Below are 18,286 nucleotides of genomic sequence, written 5' to 3'. Positions count from 1 at the left end.
CGCGATTATGAATCAGAAAAACCATAACTATCCTGATTTTATTTTCCGGCTTTCTTTCTCCGGTCCATTTCAGCTTTGATCATACGGAGCTCGCGTCCTGTCTGACCGGCAACGGAGGTATTTTCTTCGGCACGGCGAAGCAGGTAAGGCAGTACATCGCGTACGGCTGCATAAGGAACATATTTTGTGACGTTGTATCCTTCGTTGGCAAGGTTAAATGAGATGTTGTCACTCATACCTAATAATTGTGCAAAGAATATACGGCTGTCATTCCTTTTGATTCCTTTTTCGTCTATCAATTGAGCCAGTTTATAATTACTTTCTTCGTTGTGGGTTCCCATAAACATTTCGAACTGTTCGAGATGGTCCATAGTGAAACGTACGGCCTCGTCATAGTTCTCGTCTGTCGCTTTTTTATCTTTACAGATAGGGTCCGGGTAGCCTAATGCCGCAGCACGGGCACGTTCGGCTTCCATATAAGCTCCACGAACGAATTTAACACCTGCGATGTATCCTTTTTCCTTGGCATCATCCAGAATGCGGCGAAGGTAAGGCATACGGTCGTGACGGTACATTTGCAACGTGGCGAAAACAATGGCACGCTTTTTATTGAATTTGCGCATCGCTTCGTCGGTCAGCTCATCAAGTGCATCCTGAAAACAATAATCTTCGGCATCTACAATCAGGCGGACATCGTTGTCGTAAGCGCGCTGGCAGAAAGCCATGAACCGTTCTTTAAATTCACGGAATGCTTTTACTTCTTCGATGGTTAGTTCTTCCCGTTTTTCGGATGCTTTGGCAAGTAGTTCGTCTGTCGTAATAGTAGAGGGCTTAAATACGGCATAAGCCAGGTTATCATTCCCTTTTGCAAAGTCGATGGAACGCATTGTCTCTTCAAAAGTTGCTTGTATTCCTTCCGGTGTTTGTTCGCCTTCCGCTGAAAAGTCAAGAGTGGAGCGGACATTGAACTTCATCAGATGATTGATGATTTTGTGGCAGTCCTGCAAGGTTTCCCCTCCGACAAATTGTTTGTATAAAGTAGGTTTCACAGCCCATCCCAATGGAAAATGGATCTTCAGGGCGATGTTACTTGCTACGCCGGCACATTTTACCAGCAACGGATACTTAATTGTGTTGAACAGCAAATAAGCATTTTTCAGCTCAGACTGCGATTTGGCAGAGAAAGCGATTTCAGTGTTATTAAAATCTAACATAGTATTGATTTAATTGAGAATTGGAAATTGAGAGTGGGGAATTAAATAATTTCCCCATTTCCCAATCTTCAATAGGTCTGTTATTTTTCTCCTAAGAACGGATAGCCGTAGCTGGTAGGAGGAACCAAAGCCTCCTTGATGCAACGCGGATTTGTCCAGCGAATCAAATTCAACGGCCCGCCTGCTTTGTCGTTTGTGCCCGATGCACGTGAACCTCCGAACGGTTGTTGAGCTATCACAGCTCCTGTCGGTTTGTCGTTGATATAGAAGTTTCCGGCAGCATAGCGCAATTTATTGAATGCCATATCGATTGCGTAGCGGTCGCGTGCAAAGATAGAACCTGTCAGTCCGTACGGGGAGGTACGGTCGCAAAGTTCCAATGTCTCTTCATATTTGTTATCATCGTAAACATAGATAGTGATAACCGGCCCGAAGATTTCTTCTACCATACTCTTGAACATCGGGTCTGTGGTTTGGATAACAGTCGGTTCAACGAAATATCCTACGGATTTATCTCCGTTGCCTCCGAATATCACTTCAGCATCCGGTGATTGTTTTGCATAATTAATGTAGCCCATGATGTTGTCGAAAGAAGCTTCATCGATTACGGCATTAATGAAATTGGTGAAATCCTGAACGTCGCCCATCTTGATGTCTTTCAGCATGTCGCCAACCATTTCTTTCACGTCTTTCCAGAGGGAAGCCGGGATATAGGCACGCGAACCGGCAGAACATTTTTGTCCCTGATATTCGAATGCGCCGCGAACGATAGCTGTTGCTATATCGGCAGCAGGGGCAGACGGGTGGGCGAAGATAAAGTTCTTGCCTCCTGTTTCGCCTACAATCTTCGGATACGATTTGTAATTGCCTAAGTTTTCACCCATTTGACGCCATAAAGTATTGAATGTGGAAGTGGAGCCTGTAAAGTGGAAACCGGCAAGGTCTGGGCTTGAGGTAATGACTTTACCGATTACGCTTCCTTGTCCGGGGATAAAGTTCACAACGCCATCGGGCAGACCTGCTTCCTGGAATACTTTCATCAGCAGGTAATTGGAGTGAATTGCCGTAGTGGATGGTTTCCATACTGCAACATTTCCCATCATAGCCGGAGCCATATTCAGGTTAGAGGCGATAGAAGTGAAATTAAAAGGTGTTAGCGAGAACACGAAACCCTCGAGAGCACGGTATTCCATGCGGTTCAAAATACCTGTATCGGAATAAGGCTGGTCGGCGTATACCTGGCTTGCATAGAATGTACTGAAGCGCAGGAAATCTATCAATTCGCAAGGGGCATCGATTTCCGCCTGATACGGGTTCTTGCTTTGCCCCAGCATTACGGATGCATTTAATAAATAGCGATATTTTGTTGCGAAAAGTTCTGCCACACGAAGCATAACCGAAGCACGTTCCACCCAGGGAAGTTCCGACCAATCTTTGTGTGCTTTCATTGCAGCATCTATAGCCATTTGTACTTCTTTTTCTCCGGCCTTATGATAAGTAGCCAGTACGTGATGGTGGTCGTGGGGCATGACCACTTTGCCTGTGTTGCCCGTGCGAACTTCTTTACCTCCGATAATCAATGGAATATCCCATTCTTCGGAAGAAAGTTGAGCCAGAGTTTGTTTCAAAGCAGATTTCTCACTTGAACCCGGAGCGTATGCTTTTACCGGTTCATTAATAGGTTTAGGAAATCTAAAGATTGCATTGTCCATGGTGTCTTTTGATTTGTGTGTTAAGTCAACGTTTTTTTGTATGCCGTAAACATAGTAATTAAATTTTGAATAAAAGAAACGCAACCGTTAATTTATTTTTAAAGGAATCGTCTCTTAAAGTCCAACAATTCAAGGGGTAGAGCTGTTACTGTATATATTAGTTATCATCAAATATAAAATATATGGCAATAAAAAGTGTTTGGATTGAAGAAGACTGTATCGCTTGTGGTACATGTGAAGGAATATGCCCTCAGGTCTTTACTGTAACAGATCGTTCGAATGTGAACGATGGTGTGGATTTCAACGATTATGAGGCAGAAATTAAAGAGGCGGCAGAAAGTTGTCCTGTCAGTGTAATTAAATACGACTGAGAAAACGGGAATATTTGAAACCTGTCCTGAATTTTGGTACGGATTTCATGGATTTATGCGGTTTGAACCGATAAGGAGTCGCATTAATCGGTGGAATCCGTGCTTGATTTATGAATAACAGGAGAGGTGGGAGTAGCTTCTTTAGGGATAAACTGGCAATTTCTTTGGGGTGTAGTATTTTTTAAGAATTTTATAAGTGGTTAATACTAAGAATGAAATGTCCTGTTAGGCTTTTAAGTCGTATCTATTTTAGAAAATATATTGTTTGCCCTATTGCATAATTCAAATAAAGCTGCTACTTTTGCATCGCAATTCAGAGGAATAGCGGTTAAAAAAGAAATAATGGTTCGGTAGTTCAGTTGGTTAGAATACATGCCTGTCACGCATGGGGTCGCGGGTTCGAGTCCCGTCCGGACCGCCAAAAAATATTTTGGTGCGTTAGTTCAGTTGGTTAGAATACATGCCTGTCACGCATGGGGTCACGGGTTCGAGTCCCGTACGCACCGCTTCTCAAGAAGGAAAATTAGGAAAAGCTCTGTAATTTTATAGTTACAGAGCTTTTTTATTTGTTCCCGGCTTCGGGAAATAAGGATTTGAAGCAGTCCTCAAGGGCTTATTCGGGGTGATTCCCTTATTCGTTGGACTTTCTGAGTTGTTTTTGAGGGCTGTAATCCCGTGTACATATCTCCCAGCATAATTTTAACCAAATAACAGCACATGGTAAAGCTTTGAGTGCATAAGGTTGTATTAAAGTCTGCCGGACGGATTTGGGGAATAAGTCGGAAGGTGACATACTGGTTATTATAAAAGCAAAAATCATGAGTGCTACATCCCAGCGAGAACGTTTCCAAGGGGCGGTAACATACCAAATACATACGCCTACTAATGCAATAATATAAGAGCTCGATTCGCTTCCCGTGCTGAATAAAACAACAAACAGCATAACGGATGCCAATAAAGCATATTGGAAAGCTTCGAATTTATACTGTTTTGTCCGTAAATAAGGCAACGCAAACAAAACTAATCCACCTAATATGATGCCCCAATCAGAATAAGAAGTAGAATGGCTAATTTTTCTGATTATTCCTAATAATGAGACATTTTGATATAAAGAGAACATATTTTCTTCGTTCTTTTCGAACAGACAAGTGAACCATTCCTGGTATTGTCCGATGATGTATTCCGGACTACTGATAGCCATCGGTGCGATAAAAAGAACGACAGACCATCCAATGAAGGATAATATAAATTTTATCTTATGTTTGGAAAAGAAGAAAAATGCCAGTCCGACTATGCCGTAAAGTTTTACGAATGTTCCTATTAAGATAAACAGAGTAGCCCATATGTCTTTTTCTTTTTTAATACAATAAAATGTAGCTATGATGATAGCTGCTATTACAATATTAAATTGACTCATGAAAAGAGCTGTCAGTAACTCATGGGCGCAAAACCAATAAATAAAAATATGCTTTTGCCTTTCGAGCGGTAAAACCCGGATAGCATAATAAAGGATAAGAGACATCGCAACTCCCCATAACGTTACTCCCAAAGGAGTCGGGATTACAGCAAAAGGCGCAATAATTAAACTGAACAGAGGACCATAGTGGTTAACATCCTGATAATAATCAGGATAGCTCTCATATAATGAGAGCTGTTCAATGGTATGCCAGTATACATACTTGAAGATCAGAAAATTATTATGTTTTGATATCTTTAATAAACCTGCAATCAGAGGCAATAAAAGCCATAATCCGAACAGGGTACGGTAATCACTGAAAAAAGGTTTATGCAGGAATGTATTAATCTTTGCTGTTATTTTCATCCTTTTTAGTAGCATCTTTTTCATCCAGAATCTCCTCTATATTGTAAAGAGGACGTTCTTTTACTTCAGTATAAATTTTACCAATATATTGTCCGATTACTCCGATAGCCAGCAGTAAGATACTGCCGATGAACCATAGGGAGATCATGATTGAGGTCCATCCGGGAACAACAATATGGTCGAAAAAAGAATAAAGGATATAAATAGTCATTATGACGCTGGTGCACAAAAAGAATATTCCGGCACCTAAAATCCAATGAATAGGTTCAATAGAGAAAGAGGTAATACCATCGACAGCCAGGTTCAGCATCTTTTTCAGTGTATATTTGGACTGACCGGCTTCGCGTTCGCTTATCATGTCATCTACAGTGGTCCAACGATAGCCTACCATCGGTACAATACCTCTCAGGTATAGGTTTCGTTCCTTGTAAAGAGATAATTGCTGTAAGGCACGACGACTCATCAAGCGGAAGTCTGCGTGATTGTAAATCGTTTTAAGCCCCATCGCATGTTGCAATTTATAGAAAATCGTAGCAGAAAGACGCTTGAGTAACGGGTCTGCCTTTCTTGAAACTTTTACACCATACACAATATCGTATCCGTTTGCGAAGTGGTCTACCATTTTCTCTATGGCATTCAGGTCATCTTGCAAGTCTGCATCCATTGTGATAACTGCATCACTCATGTCTTTTGCAGTCATCATACCTGCCATGATGGCATTTTGATGTCCTACATTACCTGCAAGGTTTATTCCTTTTACGTATGTATTTGCTTCAAATTGTTCGGAGATAATTTCCCATGTGCGGTCTTTGCTACCATCATTAACAAACATCATGAAACTGTCTGCCGAGATTTTTTCCCGTTTTATCAGATCATTAAATAAACCGGTCAACTTTTCAATAGAACGGGGTAATACTTCTTGCTCATTATAACAAGGCAAAACAATGGCTAATTTCATTTTTCAATTGCATTAGGACGAACAATGTCCGTAAATTCGGAATACGTAATAAACTTACGGTCTTTATCTTTAAAATAACATATCAAATCATTCAGTCGCTTTACCATACCTTCGCCGGCCTGATTGCGTATGATGAAAGGCATTTTTAATTCAGGATGTTCACCTAACGGGTAAAATTCCCAAGGGTGGAAATAAGTGACAAAATACCCGTCGTGTTTCACTGTCCGGTTTGCCAGCCAGCGATAGACAGAAGCAGGCAGGTTATGATAAGCCAGCCAGAAAAGTGGAAAACGCAGGCAAGGGGTTACCGATGCCGGAATCTGTAAAACATTTTCACGTAAAAAATAGGTGCGCGGTGTTGAAAGATTCATATAACGTCCCGGAATGAATGTAGGGTTCAGGGAAGTGTTATATTCATATCCGGCTTTGTAAATTTCTTTTTCCGAAACAGGCATCATTCTTGCCATCCTGTATCCGCGGATTTTCCTTCCGGTCAGTTCTTCCAGCTTATCGCGTGAAGCTTTCAGATCACTTTCCTTAAAGGTCCAGTGATTATATCCGTGGGAGGCTACTTCATGTCCTTCGTCCATGATTCGTTTCATAATTTCCGGTGCATGTATGGCAAAATTCGCCGTACAGAAGAAAGTGGCACGGACCTGGTTCTTTTTCAGGCAGTCCAGTATTTTTTCGGTTCCATAGATGGAAACCTTCATTTGTTCTTCAAAAGGGAAGTCAACGTTATGCTCTAAAGGAACATCGAACTCTTCTGTGTCGAAACTTAATAATATCATAACTTCTTTTTATCATCTTTGCCACAAAGATAAACAATCTATTATAAATAAAATAGGAATGTGAATTAAAATCAAGGTTATCATATTGATAGCAATTGATGTCATATTTGTGACAATAGGTATACTATTTTTTTGTTTCCTTTGTATCCGGAAATCGTAGATGTATACGAAAAGAATGAAGAAGTTACATAAATATATAGGTTTGTTCCTGATACCGCTCTTTATTTGGATGGGGATTAGTGGCATAATCCTGAATCACCGGAAAGCATTCAGTACGATGGATATTTCCAGGAAATGGTTGCCGGAAGCCTATCGGTATCAAAACTGGAACCGTGGTTTTTTCAAAGGGGGGCTGTCATTATCACCGGATTCTCTTTTGCTTTATGGGAATGAAGGCATTTGGCTTTCCGATGGTAAAGAGAAACTCAGGGAGTATAATGATGGATTGGCTAAAGGTGCGGACCGGCAGAAAATACACCGATTGGTACAGGCTGCATCCGGTCAGGTTTATGCAGCCTCCTCTTATACAGTTTATGTACTTTCAGGGCAGAAGACGCATTTGTTATGGCATCCGGTTTCTCTACCGGACCATGAAGGATTTATTACGGATATGGAGGTTAAGGGGGATACGCTTGTTGTACTGACTCGCTCGGTTTATATGATGGCGCCTGTTCGGAAGGACGATGTAGGAAAATCTCCTGAATTTCAGGTATACCAGTTGCCTGATGCGTTGGGGCAGGAGAGGCAACGTTCGTTGTTCCGGGTCATTTGGGATTTACATTGCGGTGCCCTTTGGGGAATAACAGGCAGGGTAGTGGTAGATATATTGGCAGTCTTACTTTCTTTTATCAGCATTACCGGGTTGTTGGTTTGGTGGTTCCCTAAACAAATACGCCGAAAGAAGAGGCTCCGGAAAAATACGAATCTTTCTATCTCTCGTTTTAAGTGGAATTTCATATGGCATGACAAGGTAGGTTACTGGTTGCTGATACCTTTATTTATGCTGATTATGACGGGAGCCTTTCTCCGTCCTCCCTTATTGATACTGATAGCCCGAGAGAAGGTGTCTCCACCGCCTCTTACCGTTATGGGTGGCGATAACAGTTGGCATGAATTATTACGTTCCTTACGCTATGACAGTGAAAAGCAAGAGTGGTTATTATATACCTCTGAAGGCTTTTTCTCCCTTAAAGAATTAGGAAGGGGGAACAGTGCGGATTTTATACCGAATCCGTTAAGAAATGAACCGCCGGTTAGTGTAATGGGGCTGAATGTATGGCAACAGCTCGATAAGCACAAATGGCTGGTAGGTTCTTTTCAGGGGCTTTATGTCTGGGACAGGGAAACCGGACTTTCGATAGATGCTTTAACCGGCCTTCCGCCTGTTCCTTCTCCGATACCTGTCGGAAAGAAGCAAATAAGCGGCTTTTTATTTTTCAATCCGCAGAAAACACTGGTGTTCGATTATAATACAGGAGTTGAGGTTATAGAGCCGGGGCAATCGTTTATCACAATGCCTGAGCATGAAAAATACCGTTCCATGTCCTGGTGGAGTATCGCATTGGAGATGCATACCGGACGAATGTTCACATTCCTGAAAGATACCAGTATCCTTTTCCCTTTCTTTATGGGGCTACTGGGACTACTTGTATTATATAGTGGCTGGAAAATCAGCCGGCGGTCGATATTCAAATCAAGAAATAAAAAATAGGAGTAAGTATGGAATATAAAAATGAAACTATCAGACGACAGGATCGTTTGTTGGATAAGGAAAATGCATACCAATTATTACAAGCAGGAGAGTATGGCGTGCTGTCGATGTGCACAAAAGAGGGAAGTGCTTACGGTATACCGGTCAATTTCGTATGGGATACCCAATCTTCCATATATATACATTGTGCCCCGGAAGGCAGAAAACTAACATGTATCAGCCACTGTCCGGATGTATCATTTTGTGTTGTAGGCAAAACTCAAATTATATCGAACCAGTTTTCGACGGAATATGAAAGTATAGTTCTGAATTGTTGTGCCCATATCGGTTTGGATGCCGATGAACGTATGCACGCACTGGAACTTTTGTTACAAAAATATTCCCCCGACGATATGATTACCGGTAAGAAATATGCAGAAAAATCGTTCCACCGAACAGAGATTATCCGCTTGGATATTGAAGAAATCAGTGGAAAAAGCAAGCAGATCACAAATGCATCCTGCTCTGTTTAACCCTGTAAAAAGAATATAGTATAACTTTTTGAGAATATAATATACCTGCCCGATTTTGACCGGATTTGATGTCTATATGTTTTTTAACATGTGTACACCTAATTGAGAATATAGTAACCCCCTTTCCTTCTGTCCGCTTATACATTTGTCCATCGAATTTTTCTAATTTAATAAAATCATAATACCAATGGACATCGCAAAAAGATTTGGACAGAATCCCTTGCTTACACCCGGGGATTTGAAAGCGGGAATAGACGGAATGGAAATAACCTGTTTACTGAATCCCGGAGTATTCCGGTTTCAGGGCAAAATATGGTTGTTGTTGCGCGTAGCGGAACGCCCCATCCAGAAGGAAAACGTAATCAGTTTTCCTATATATAATAAGGAAGGAAAGATAGAGGTCGTTTCTTTTTCAAAGAATGACCCGGATTTGGATGCTTCGGACCCCCGCGTTATTTGTTATAAAGGAAAGAACTACCTGACCACCATGTCATATCTGCGACTGGTATCCAGCGAAGATGGCATTCATTTTAAAGACGAACCTGAATTTCCTCCGATTTTCGGTAAGGGAGAACTGGAATCTTTCGGCATAGAAGATTGCCGTGTTGCAACTACCGGAGACGGTTTCTTCCTGACATTTACGGAAGTATCGCCTGTCGCAGTAGGAGTCGGTTTGATTCATACGAACGATTGGAAGGGCTACACCCGTTATGGAATGATATTTCCTCCTCATAATAAGGATTGCGCTTTGTTTGAAGAGAAAATAGGCGGTAAGTATTTCGCTTTTCACCGTCCAAGCAGTCCCGAACTGGGAGGCAATTATATCTGGCTGGCAGAATCGCCCGACAGATTACACTGGGGAAATCATAAATGTGTTGCTACAACCCGTGATGGAATGTGGGATTGCGCCCGTGTAGGAGCCGGGGCGGCCCCTATAAAAACCGAACAAGGCTGGTTGGAAATTTATCATGGAGCCGATTTCAATCATCGCTATTGCCTGGGGGCTTTGCTACTCGATTTGAACGATCCGTCGAAAGTAATAGCACGAAGCCAGGAACCTATCATGGAGCCTATTGCACCGTATGAACAGACCGGATTTTTCGGCAATGTTATCTTTACCAATGGACATCTTGTAGAAGGAGATACCGTTACCTTGTATTATGGAGCCAGCGATGAAGTAATTTGCAAGGCAGACCTTTCGATTTCCGAAATATTAAATACACTGAAATAAACAGTAACCCTTATTCTGATGAATAAACTGAAAAAAGAATATTTGTTCTTCAAGCAACAGGACCCCAACATGCAAACCCTGTTGCTTACGAACATGCTCTATGCTCTGGTATTGCCCGTTGTCGAGATTTTCGTAGGAGCCTATATCATGAGAAATACAAGCGACCCGGTGATGGTTGCTTTCTACCAGTTGGCAATGTATATAGGTATTGTGACAACTTCACTGGTAAATGGTTTCCTGCTGAAAAAGTATAGCGTGAAGCTGCTTTATTCCGTGGGTATATTGGTGAGTGGCATATCCATGTTTGCTATGATGGCTATCAAATCGCTCGGATTTGTGGAGCTTGGCGTTGCCGGGTTCTGTATGGGAGCCGCATCCGGATTTTTCTGGACAAACCGTTATCTGCTGGCACTATACAACACGAACGACAATAACCGTAATTATTTCTTTGGACTGGAATCGTTTTTCTTTTCGATAACCTCAATCGGAGTGCCTTTGATTATCGGTGCGTTTATCAGTCAGATAGACGGGAAAGAAGTTCTTGGCGTGTTGTTTGATGTGAATTTGTCGTACCGTGTGGTTACGATGGTGGTGGTTTTGATAACTATTATCGCTTGCATGGTGTTATGGAAAGGGAAGTTTGCCAATCCCAAAGAGACTTCATTCCTGTATTTCCGTTTCAATATCTTATGGAAAAAGATGTTGTGGCTGGCTGCCCTGAAAGGCATGGTACAGGGATTTTTGGTGACAGCACCTGCCATACTCGTTTTAAAACTGGTAGGAGATGAAGGTGCTCTTGGTTTGATACAGGGAGTAAGCGGGGCATTAACCGCAGTTCTTGTCTATGTACTTGGACGTATAGCCCGTCCGCAAGACCGTTTAAAGATATTTACAGGAGGCCTGTTGATATTTTTTGCGGGAACCTTGTGCAATGGTTTTTTATTTTCTGCTGTCGGAGTCATCCTGTTTGTACTGTGTAAAGTAATCTTTCAACCTTTATTCGATTTAGCCTATTTCCCTATTATGATGAGAACTATCGACACCGTAGCAAAAATAGAGAACCGGAATGAATATGCTTATATCCTGAGCCATGAGTTCGGGCTTTTCCTCGGAAGAGCTTTCGGGTTATTACTGTTCATTTTCCTCGCTTATTGCATCTCTCAGGATTTTGCTCTGAAATATGCCCTGATAATTGTAGGAGGATTGCAATTACTGGCTTATCCGTTAGCAAAGAATATCACAAATCAAACGAATCGAATTGAATATGGAAATAAAAACTAAAAGTGTATTCGTATTAATTGTTGCCTGCTTACTGGTTTCCTGCTCGAAGAAAAAACATGAGTTGGGAGATAGTGTGGGGCAAGTAGCCATCAGCCGGGTGGATTTGATGCCTGATATGCCTAAATCTTACCGGATGCTGGATTGGAAGGAAAAGGCGATAACGTATGATAAGTTTATATTCGACTGGAACAATCAGAGTCCGGCAGGTCCGCTTATCTGGTTGGACGACCACCGGAGGAACGTGGACCAGACGACCTTTGGTCTATACACTGCTATAAAAGATATTCGCCAGGGCAAAGAAGCGAACGGGGGAGAATTTCATGAGAGCCTGAACTCCCTGGCTGCCATTTTGGGAGCCGGATTGGTCGGTATTGATAAAACGAATCAGGACGGATACAATTATGTCAAGATGGTTCAGAATTATTTCAATGCCGATAACGGTTGGAATATCATGATGAATAACACGAATCCGTCTGTTGCCATGCAGGGAGGTGGCTACGGACGCGATTGGTGGTATGACGTACTTCCCAATGCTTTGTACTATGCCGTATGCGATGTGTTTCCCAGAGTAGAAGGAGCCGAGAACATACAGAGAACAATAGCCGAGCAGTTTGTAAAAGCCGATTCCGTGTTGAATGGGAATTACGATTATTCCTATTTCGATTATGCCCATATGAAAGGATATGTGAACCATATCCCTTTACAGCAGGATGCAGCCGGCGGTCATGCCTATGTACTGTTGTGCGCTTATCATAAATTCGGAGACCCGCGCTATCTGCAACATTGTAAAAGTGCCATAGAAGCTTTGCTCTCCCAAAAGGAAAGCCGCTTTTACGAAGCTCTTTTGCCTCTTGGCGCTTATACCGCCGCCTATTTGAATGCAACGGAAGGTACGGAGTATGATGTCCATAAACTGCTTGACTGGGTATTCGATGGTTGTACCAGCCCTACGGGAAGGACCGGTTGGGGTATCATTGTCGGTAAATGGGGCGATTATGATGTAAGCGGTTTGCAAGGCAGCATTACGGATGGTGGCGGATACGCTTTTCTGATGAACAGTATTAAGCCCGCCTGGCCGTTTATTCCGTTGGTTAAATACCAGCCCCAGTTTGCTAAGGCGATCGGTAAGTGGATGCTGAATAATGCCAGTGCCTGCCGTCTGTTCTATCCTGGCGATATGGATGAAAAACACCAGTGGGCACCGGAATTAAAAGATATTACCTGCAATAACGTATCTTATGAAGGCTTGCGTAAGGCGGACGATTATGGAAAAGCCTCCCTGAAAGGCGTTAGCCCGGTAGCTATAGGAGACGGACCGAAATGGATAGAAGGGAATCCTACCGAAAGTATGTTCAGCGTTTACAGTTCTTCCCCGGTAGGTATTTTAGGAGCTATCGTGAATAAAACCAATATAGAAGGTATCCTGCAACTGGACTGTAACGCAACAGACTTCTATGCAGAAAAGCCTTACCCTGTATATCTGTATTATAACCCTCATAAGACAACCCAATCTGTACTTTATGAAGCCTCCCAGCCATGTGACCTGTTCGATATTGTATCTAAAGAGTACATCGCCCGGAACCTGAAAAAAGAAGGAGTTGTCGTGATGCGGGGCGGCGAGGCTCGTGTAATAGTGGAACTGCCTGTGAAAACAGAGCTTACCCTGAAAGACGGGAAGATTATAGCAAATAAACAATATATCATTTCATATAATTAAATCTAAGAATAAAACTATGGTAAAACATGTATTATCTCTTGTTTTTATCCTTTTGGCGGGTATCCATGTGCAGGCCCAGCAGGTAAAGGATATTTCAGGTACGGTATACGACGGCAGTACCGGTGAGGCATTAATCGGCGTATCCATACTGGAAAAAGGTACTGTCAATGGAACGGTGACGGATATTGACGGAAAATATTCTCTGAAAATCTCTTCCAACCAGGTTGAGTTTTCCTATATCGGTTATGATACACAGACGCTGAGTATTCCTAAAAGCGGGGTGTATGATGTGAAACTGGCCACTTCAGACCTTAAATTGGACGAAATCGTGGTAGTAGGTTACGGTACGCAACGGAAAAGCGACTTAACCGGTTCGCTGGCATCCATCAGCAACAAGGATATTAAAAACTATGCGGTATCGAATGCTTCCGAGTTGCTGACAGGTAAAGCCGCCGGTGTATTTGTGGCGTCAAGTTCCGGTCAGCCGGGTTCGGATGCCGTTATCCGTGTCAGAGGTTTGGGTACGGTAAACGACAATAACCCGCTTTATGTAGTAGACGGTCAGTTTATGGATAATATCAGTAGCCTGAATCCCGGGGATATCGACCGTATTGAAGTATTGAAAGACGCCTCGGCTTGTGCCATCTACGGTTCACGCGGTTCCAACGGGGTAATCCTGATTACAACCAAAGGCGGAGTGAAAGGAGAAACCATCGTTACGCTGGATGCCTATGTCGGCATTAAAAACAGTTATAAGGCGATGAATATGATGAACAGCGAACAATATCATAATTTTATACTGGAGGCATATAAAGAGGATGCCGGTTTCCAGAACTCGATGAAAGAGAAGTTCACGAACCAGTATAAAAAAGGCTATGATACGAATTGGTGGGATGAAGTAACCCGCACGGCTTTTACCCAGAATTATAATGTGAGCATCCGCAAAGGAACCGATAAATCCCGCTCTTCATTAAGCCTGGGGTATGTAGACGACCAGGGACCGATTATCACAACCGAGTTCTCGAGACTATCCCTGAAGCTGAATCAGGAATATGATATCAACGACTATGTAACCGTCGGTGCAAATGTCAATCTTGCCAAAATCAAACAACGTGATGCCGGAGCCATCCCATCATTCGATTTTATCCAGAAAGCCGACCCGTTTACACCGGTAATCAGTCCGTTGGTAGACCCGTCGTCGCCTAATTACGAGTATAATAAGTATGCACCGACCGAATGGTCGTACGACCCGAACCCGGTGGCAATGCTCCGTCTGGCAAACCGTTCCAATGAAGACTTCAATGTATTCGGGAATGCCTTTGCACAGGTTAAGCTACTTAAAAACCTGACCTACCGTGTGCAATACAGCTTTGAAAGATACCAGAACACATTCAAGGACTTCCGTCCGTTCTATACTTCTGCGTTCTCGGATGATAACCTGGCAAATAAAGAAGGCAAATACAGTGTTGAAACGCAGTTGAACAACAATAGCCTGGTTACTTTCAACTATCTGGTGGAACAACGTTTGAACTATAACACAACGTTCGGGAAACACCGTCTGGATGCTATGGTGGCAATGACTTACGAGAAAAATAAGAAGGAAGGCATCAACGCCTTCAAACGTAAAGCATTAGGAAATGAAGAAATCTATCAGATACTGGATGCCCAGACTTTAGGTGATAAAACATCGGGAGGCAAAGAAACCTCTTCCATGCTGTCTTATCTGGGACGTATCAATTATTCGTATGACGACCGGTATCTGGCAACTGTGAACTTCCGTGCCGACGGTTCTTCCCGTTTTGCCAAAGGGAACCGCTGGGGATTTTTCCCTTCCGTATCTTTGGGTTGGAGAATCAGTAGCGAAGAGTTCTTCAGAAACCTGAACATCGAGAATACGCTTTCCAACCTGAAATTACGTTTAGGCTGGGGGCAGAACGGAAACCAGCGTATCGATCGGGATGCTCCGTATACTTTGATAGGTACCAACAATGAAAAACAATGGTATTTCGGAAATCGCTATTTGCAGGGATATGTGCCTATCTATGTAGGGAACTCCAATCTGAAATGGGAAACCAGCCAGCAAACCAATGTCGGTCTGGATATGTCGTTCTTCAGAAACAGTTTCGATGTAAGCATGGATTTCTATGTAAAGGAAACCAACAATATGTTGCTGAATATGCCTATCCCGTCTTTTGGTGCGCTTCCTAACAGCCCGTTCTTCAATGCCGGCGATTTAAGGAATACTGGTTTTGAGTTGGTGATGAACTACCGCAATCAGATAGGCAAGGATTTCCATTACAATATAGGTTTGAATATGTCTACGTATAAGACAAAGGTCACCAAGCTAAATTCCGAATACCTGAGCGGAAGCCAGAGCCGTACCTATGTAGGCGGCCCTATCGGACGTTTCTGGGGATACCAGCAAATCGGCATCTTCCAGAACCAGCAGGAAATAGATGCGTATGTGGATGGCAGTGGAAATAAAATCCAGCCCAATGCCAAACCCGGTGATTTCAAATTTGCCAAATTAGGCAAGTCGGGTGCTTTGAATGACGACGACGACCGTACCTTTATCGGCGACCCGAACCCGGATTTGATTTACGGCTTCAACCTCGGTTTCAATTACCGGAACTTCGATGTCCGTATGGCATTCCAGGGAACGGTAGGCAATGACATATGGAATGTGGCGAAAGGAACCCTTGCCTCTGCCGGACGCCAGAACGCGCTGGTCGATGCCTATGCGAAAGCATGGACAAAGGATGGAGATACCCATGCTATCTATCCGCGCATCACCAACTCGGATACCAACAATAATATGCGTGCATCTTCCTTCTATGTGGAAGACGGTTCTTATCTGCGTTTGCAGAATATGCAGGTAGGTTATACCATCCCGTCCATGCTTTGCCATAAGACCGGATTTATCTCCAGTTGCCGCCTCTATGTGAGTGCGCAAAACCTGTTTACACTGACTAAATATACAGGTCTGGACCCTGAACTGGGCATTAGCAATCCGCTGGATATGGGTATGGGGACTACGCGTTATCCAACTTCGCGGACCTTTACTTTCGGAGTGAATTTACAGTTTTAATCCCGGACATTATTAAAGAATAATTTATGAAAAGAATAATAGTAGCCATTTGTTTTGCGTTGGCAGGAGCCGGATTATCCGGTTGTTCCCTCGATGAACCGAGTTACGGCAAAACCACAAGCGATAATTATTATCAGAAAGAAAGCGATATAGAGCAGGCATTGACCGGTGCGTATTTGCAGTTGCGCATTACCTGGAATGAATATGCCCTGAACCATTATTTCATTGGCGACTGTTCGACCGACGATGCCCTGAAAGGCGGAGGCGGCGATGGCGACAGATCGGAAGTGCGGGATTTGTCGGACTTTACGGTCTATACCACCAACGGAGAAGTTGCACGGCGGTGGGAAATACTGTATTGCCTGGTGAACCGTTGCAACGATGTGATTTATTACGGTCCCAAAGCCAATGGAGATAAAGACAAACTGGCACGTTTCGTAAAAGAAGCCAAAGCGCTGAGAGCGTTCGGATATTATTGCTTGGTGTCTTCTTTTGGAGAAGTTCCACTGTTGACCGAGCCGAAACAGCCCGTTGAAATATTACAGATACCACGCTCACCGGTAGAAAAGGTATATGAATGTATCATCGCAGATTTGAAAGATGCCTCATCCCTTCCTTCAAAAGGAGGTTATGGTGCGGAAGATGCTTATCGTGTGACAAGAGGCTTTGCCAAGACAATGCTTGCCAAGACCTACATGTTTAAACAAGACTTTGCCGCTGCGGAAACCGTTTTGCATGATATGGTAGATGTGGACAAAGATTATGCTCTGCTGGATGATTACGGCAAGAACTGGCGTCAGGAATTTGAAAACAGTTCCGAGTCCGTATTCGAATTACCGAATAAAGTCTACGACAAGACCATCGCAACCGGAACGAACGTGCCTCATTACTTTACCAGCCGCCGCGTGACCGGCTATCAGGGATATGGTTTCCATGTGCCGACAAAAGATTTGTATGACGCTTTTGACTCCGACGACCCTCGTATTACCTACGTGTTTACCCAGACGGGCGACCGCTACAAGGGAGATACCGCCGACCAGGATAACTCGGAATCCCTATCCGGATACCATGATTATAAGATGACGGTTCCGGCTGTGGAAAAACAGGGAATGGATGTTTGGATGATTAGCTACAACATCCGTATGATACGCTACTCGGATGTCCTGCTCATGTATGCGGAAGTGTTGAACGAAAACGGCAAAGCCGCCCAGGCTCTTCCTTATCTGAATGAAATACGGAAACGGGCGCGGCAGACAAATCCGCTCGACCCGAGAAGGGATAAGCAAAAATACGTGCCTGTCGTAACGAATAATACGCTGCCTGATATTCAGGAAACCAATACGGACAAGCTAAGAGATATCATTCGACACGAACGCCGTTGCGAACTGGCAATGGAAGGATGGAGACGTGACGACCTGATACGGCAGAAACGTTTTGGCACGGTGATGCGCAACTATGCCCAGAAATACAACACGACCAAAGGGGCTAATTTTAATGACAACAGAGACTATCTGCTGCCTGTACCTCAAGGAGAAAGAGACAAGAGCAATGATATCTTGACACAAAATCCGGGATACTGATAACTCCGGTTTTTCCATAAGTTTTGTTGCGGTATCTGCAACAGCCCTGTTGCGACACCTGCAATAGCGTTGTTGCGGGTACCGCAACAGTAGTAATGCGATACCTGCAACAGTACTGGAGGCATCTCCACTCCAATGCTGGAGCCATACCCACTCCAGTACTGGAGTCGAGGTATCTCCACCATTAGTAGTGCACCTCTGCCAGCACTGGCACCGTATCCCTGCTAAAGCTCGCCGTATTCTATCGGGGAAGATAAAGAATATCTTAATTAATCTTTGTAAGCTGTAAAGTCAGAAT

General features: G+C 43.3%; 13 protein-coding genes and 2 tRNA genes. 10 read left to right on the top strand and 5 right to left on the bottom strand.

Features of this window, described 5'->3' with window-relative positions:
* Window positions 1–38: 38 nt before the first annotated feature.
* Complete coding sequence (locus tag ACGE0T_RS13740) at window positions 39–1,214, bottom strand: proline dehydrogenase family protein (RefSeq protein ID WP_459187193.1); 1,176 nt, start codon at window positions 1,212–1,214, stop codon at window positions 39–41.
* An 80-nt stretch (window positions 1,215–1,294) separates the two neighbouring features.
* Complete coding sequence (gene pruA / locus ACGE0T_RS13735) at window positions 1,295–2,926, bottom strand: L-glutamate gamma-semialdehyde dehydrogenase (RefSeq protein WP_459187192.1); 1,632 nt, start codon at window positions 2,924–2,926, stop codon at window positions 1,295–1,297.
* A gap of 182 nt (window positions 2,927–3,108) precedes the next feature.
* Between pruA and ACGE0T_RS13730 the strand changes: the two genes are divergently transcribed.
* The 3 genes from ACGE0T_RS13730 to ACGE0T_RS13720 all read left to right on the top strand — a co-directional run bounded on the left by ACGE0T_RS13730 (window position 3,109) and on the right by ACGE0T_RS13720 (window position 3,803).
* Window positions 3,109–3,297 carry a ferredoxin gene (locus ACGE0T_RS13730; protein WP_459187191.1) on the top strand — a complete coding sequence of 63 codons (189 nt, stop codon included), beginning with the start codon at window positions 3,109–3,111 and terminating at the stop codon, window positions 3,295–3,297.
* A 344-nt stretch (window positions 3,298–3,641) separates the two neighbouring features.
* Window positions 3,642–3,718: transfer RNA gene (locus ACGE0T_RS13725), tRNA-Asp, on the top strand.
* 11 nt (window positions 3,719–3,729) lie between these two features.
* Window positions 3,730–3,803: transfer RNA gene (locus ACGE0T_RS13720), tRNA-Asp, on the top strand.
* Between the two features lie 125 nt (window positions 3,804–3,928).
* Here the strand turns inward: ACGE0T_RS13720 and ACGE0T_RS13715 are convergent.
* From ACGE0T_RS13715 to ACGE0T_RS13705, 3 genes are read right to left on the bottom strand one after another with little or no spacing between them, the layout of a single operon-like run.
* Window positions 3,929–5,119 (bottom strand): glycosyltransferase family 87 protein, encoded by a 1,191-nt coding sequence (locus ACGE0T_RS13715; protein WP_459187190.1) that lies wholly within the window; start codon window positions 5,117–5,119, stop codon window positions 3,929–3,931.
* Window positions 5,097–6,077 carry a glycosyltransferase family 2 protein gene (locus tag ACGE0T_RS13710; RefSeq protein WP_459187189.1) on the bottom strand — a complete coding sequence of 327 codons (981 nt, stop codon included), beginning with the start codon at window positions 6,075–6,077 and terminating at the stop codon, window positions 5,097–5,099. The genes ACGE0T_RS13715 and ACGE0T_RS13710 overlap by 23 nt, the downstream gene beginning before the upstream one ends.
* On the bottom strand, window positions 6,074–6,868 hold the full coding sequence (locus ACGE0T_RS13705) for a polysaccharide deacetylase family protein (RefSeq protein ID WP_459187188.1): 795 nt from the start codon (window positions 6,866–6,868) through the stop codon (window positions 6,074–6,076). The genes ACGE0T_RS13710 and ACGE0T_RS13705 overlap by 4 nt, the downstream gene beginning before the upstream one ends.
* 175 nt (window positions 6,869–7,043) lie before the next feature.
* On the opposite strand from ACGE0T_RS13705, the gene ACGE0T_RS13700 reads away from it, so the two are divergent.
* The 7 genes from ACGE0T_RS13700 (at window position 7,044) to ACGE0T_RS13670 (ending at window position 17,988) form a co-directional block, all read left to right on the top strand.
* Window positions 7,044–8,579: a PepSY domain-containing protein gene (locus tag ACGE0T_RS13700; protein ID WP_459187187.1), complete on the top strand. Its 1,536-nt coding sequence runs from the start codon at window positions 7,044–7,046 to the stop codon at window positions 8,577–8,579.
* 8 nt (window positions 8,580–8,587) lie between these two features.
* Window positions 8,588–9,091 (top strand): pyridoxamine 5'-phosphate oxidase family protein, encoded by a 504-nt coding sequence (locus tag ACGE0T_RS13695; protein WP_459187186.1) that lies wholly within the window; start codon window positions 8,588–8,590, stop codon window positions 9,089–9,091.
* A gap of 187 nt (window positions 9,092–9,278) precedes the next feature.
* Window positions 9,279–10,322 carry a glycoside hydrolase family 130 protein gene (locus ACGE0T_RS13690; protein WP_459187185.1) on the top strand — a complete coding sequence of 348 codons (1,044 nt, stop codon included), beginning with the start codon at window positions 9,279–9,281 and terminating at the stop codon, window positions 10,320–10,322.
* 18 nt (window positions 10,323–10,340) lie between these two features.
* Complete coding sequence (locus ACGE0T_RS13685) at window positions 10,341–11,603, top strand: MFS transporter (RefSeq protein ID WP_459187184.1); 1,263 nt, start codon at window positions 10,341–10,343, stop codon at window positions 11,601–11,603.
* Complete coding sequence (locus ACGE0T_RS13680) at window positions 11,587–13,320, top strand: hypothetical protein (RefSeq protein ID WP_459187183.1); 1,734 nt, start codon at window positions 11,587–11,589, stop codon at window positions 13,318–13,320. The genes ACGE0T_RS13685 and ACGE0T_RS13680 overlap by 17 nt, the downstream gene beginning before the upstream one ends.
* 16 nt (window positions 13,321–13,336) lie before the next feature.
* Entirely contained in the window at window positions 13,337–16,408 is a 3,072-nt protein-coding gene (locus tag ACGE0T_RS13675) for a SusC/RagA family TonB-linked outer membrane protein (protein WP_459187182.1), read from the top strand.
* A gap of 26 nt (window positions 16,409–16,434) precedes the next feature.
* Complete coding sequence (locus ACGE0T_RS13670; protein WP_459187181.1) at window positions 16,435–17,988, top strand: RagB/SusD family nutrient uptake outer membrane protein; 1,554 nt, start codon at window positions 16,435–16,437, stop codon at window positions 17,986–17,988.
* Window positions 17,989–18,286: the final 298 nt, after the last annotated feature.

Source organism: Parabacteroides sp. APC149_11_2_Y6 (assembly GCF_054506995.1).
The sequence above is the reverse complement of the archived record's forward strand: the minus strand, read 5'-3'. Positions and strand labels throughout refer to the sequence as shown.

Coding starts and splice junctions, on each gene's coding strand:
- ACGE0T_RS13730 (WP_459187191.1), top strand. CDS start 3,109: ATGGCAATAAAAAGTGTTTGGATTGAAGAAGACTGTATCGCTTGTGGT.
- ACGE0T_RS13680 (WP_459187183.1), top strand. CDS start 11,587: ATGGAAATAAAAACTAAAAGTGTATTCGTATTAATTGTTGCCTGCTTA.
- ACGE0T_RS13715 (WP_459187190.1), bottom strand. CDS start 5,119: ATGAAAATAACAGCAAAGATTAATACATTCCTGCATAAACCTTTTTTC.
- ACGE0T_RS13695 (WP_459187186.1), top strand. CDS start 8,588: ATGGAATATAAAAATGAAACTATCAGACGACAGGATCGTTTGTTGGAT.
- ACGE0T_RS13740 (WP_459187193.1), bottom strand. CDS start 1,214: ATGTTAGATTTTAATAACACTGAAATCGCTTTCTCTGCCAAATCGCAG.
- ACGE0T_RS13685 (WP_459187184.1), top strand. CDS start 10,341: ATGAATAAACTGAAAAAAGAATATTTGTTCTTCAAGCAACAGGACCCC.
- ACGE0T_RS13675 (WP_459187182.1), top strand. CDS start 13,337: ATGGTAAAACATGTATTATCTCTTGTTTTTATCCTTTTGGCGGGTATC.
- ACGE0T_RS13670 (WP_459187181.1), top strand. CDS start 16,435: ATGAAAAGAATAATAGTAGCCATTTGTTTTGCGTTGGCAGGAGCCGGA.
- ACGE0T_RS13710 (WP_459187189.1), bottom strand. CDS start 6,077: ATGAAATTAGCCATTGTTTTGCCTTGTTATAATGAGCAAGAAGTATTA.
- pruA (WP_459187192.1), bottom strand. CDS start 2,926: ATGGACAATGCAATCTTTAGATTTCCTAAACCTATTAATGAACCGGTA.
- ACGE0T_RS13700 (WP_459187187.1), top strand. CDS start 7,044: ATGAAGAAGTTACATAAATATATAGGTTTGTTCCTGATACCGCTCTTT.
- ACGE0T_RS13705 (WP_459187188.1), bottom strand. CDS start 6,868: ATGATATTATTAAGTTTCGACACAGAAGAGTTCGATGTTCCTTTAGAG.
- ACGE0T_RS13690 (WP_459187185.1), top strand. CDS start 9,279: ATGGACATCGCAAAAAGATTTGGACAGAATCCCTTGCTTACACCCGGG.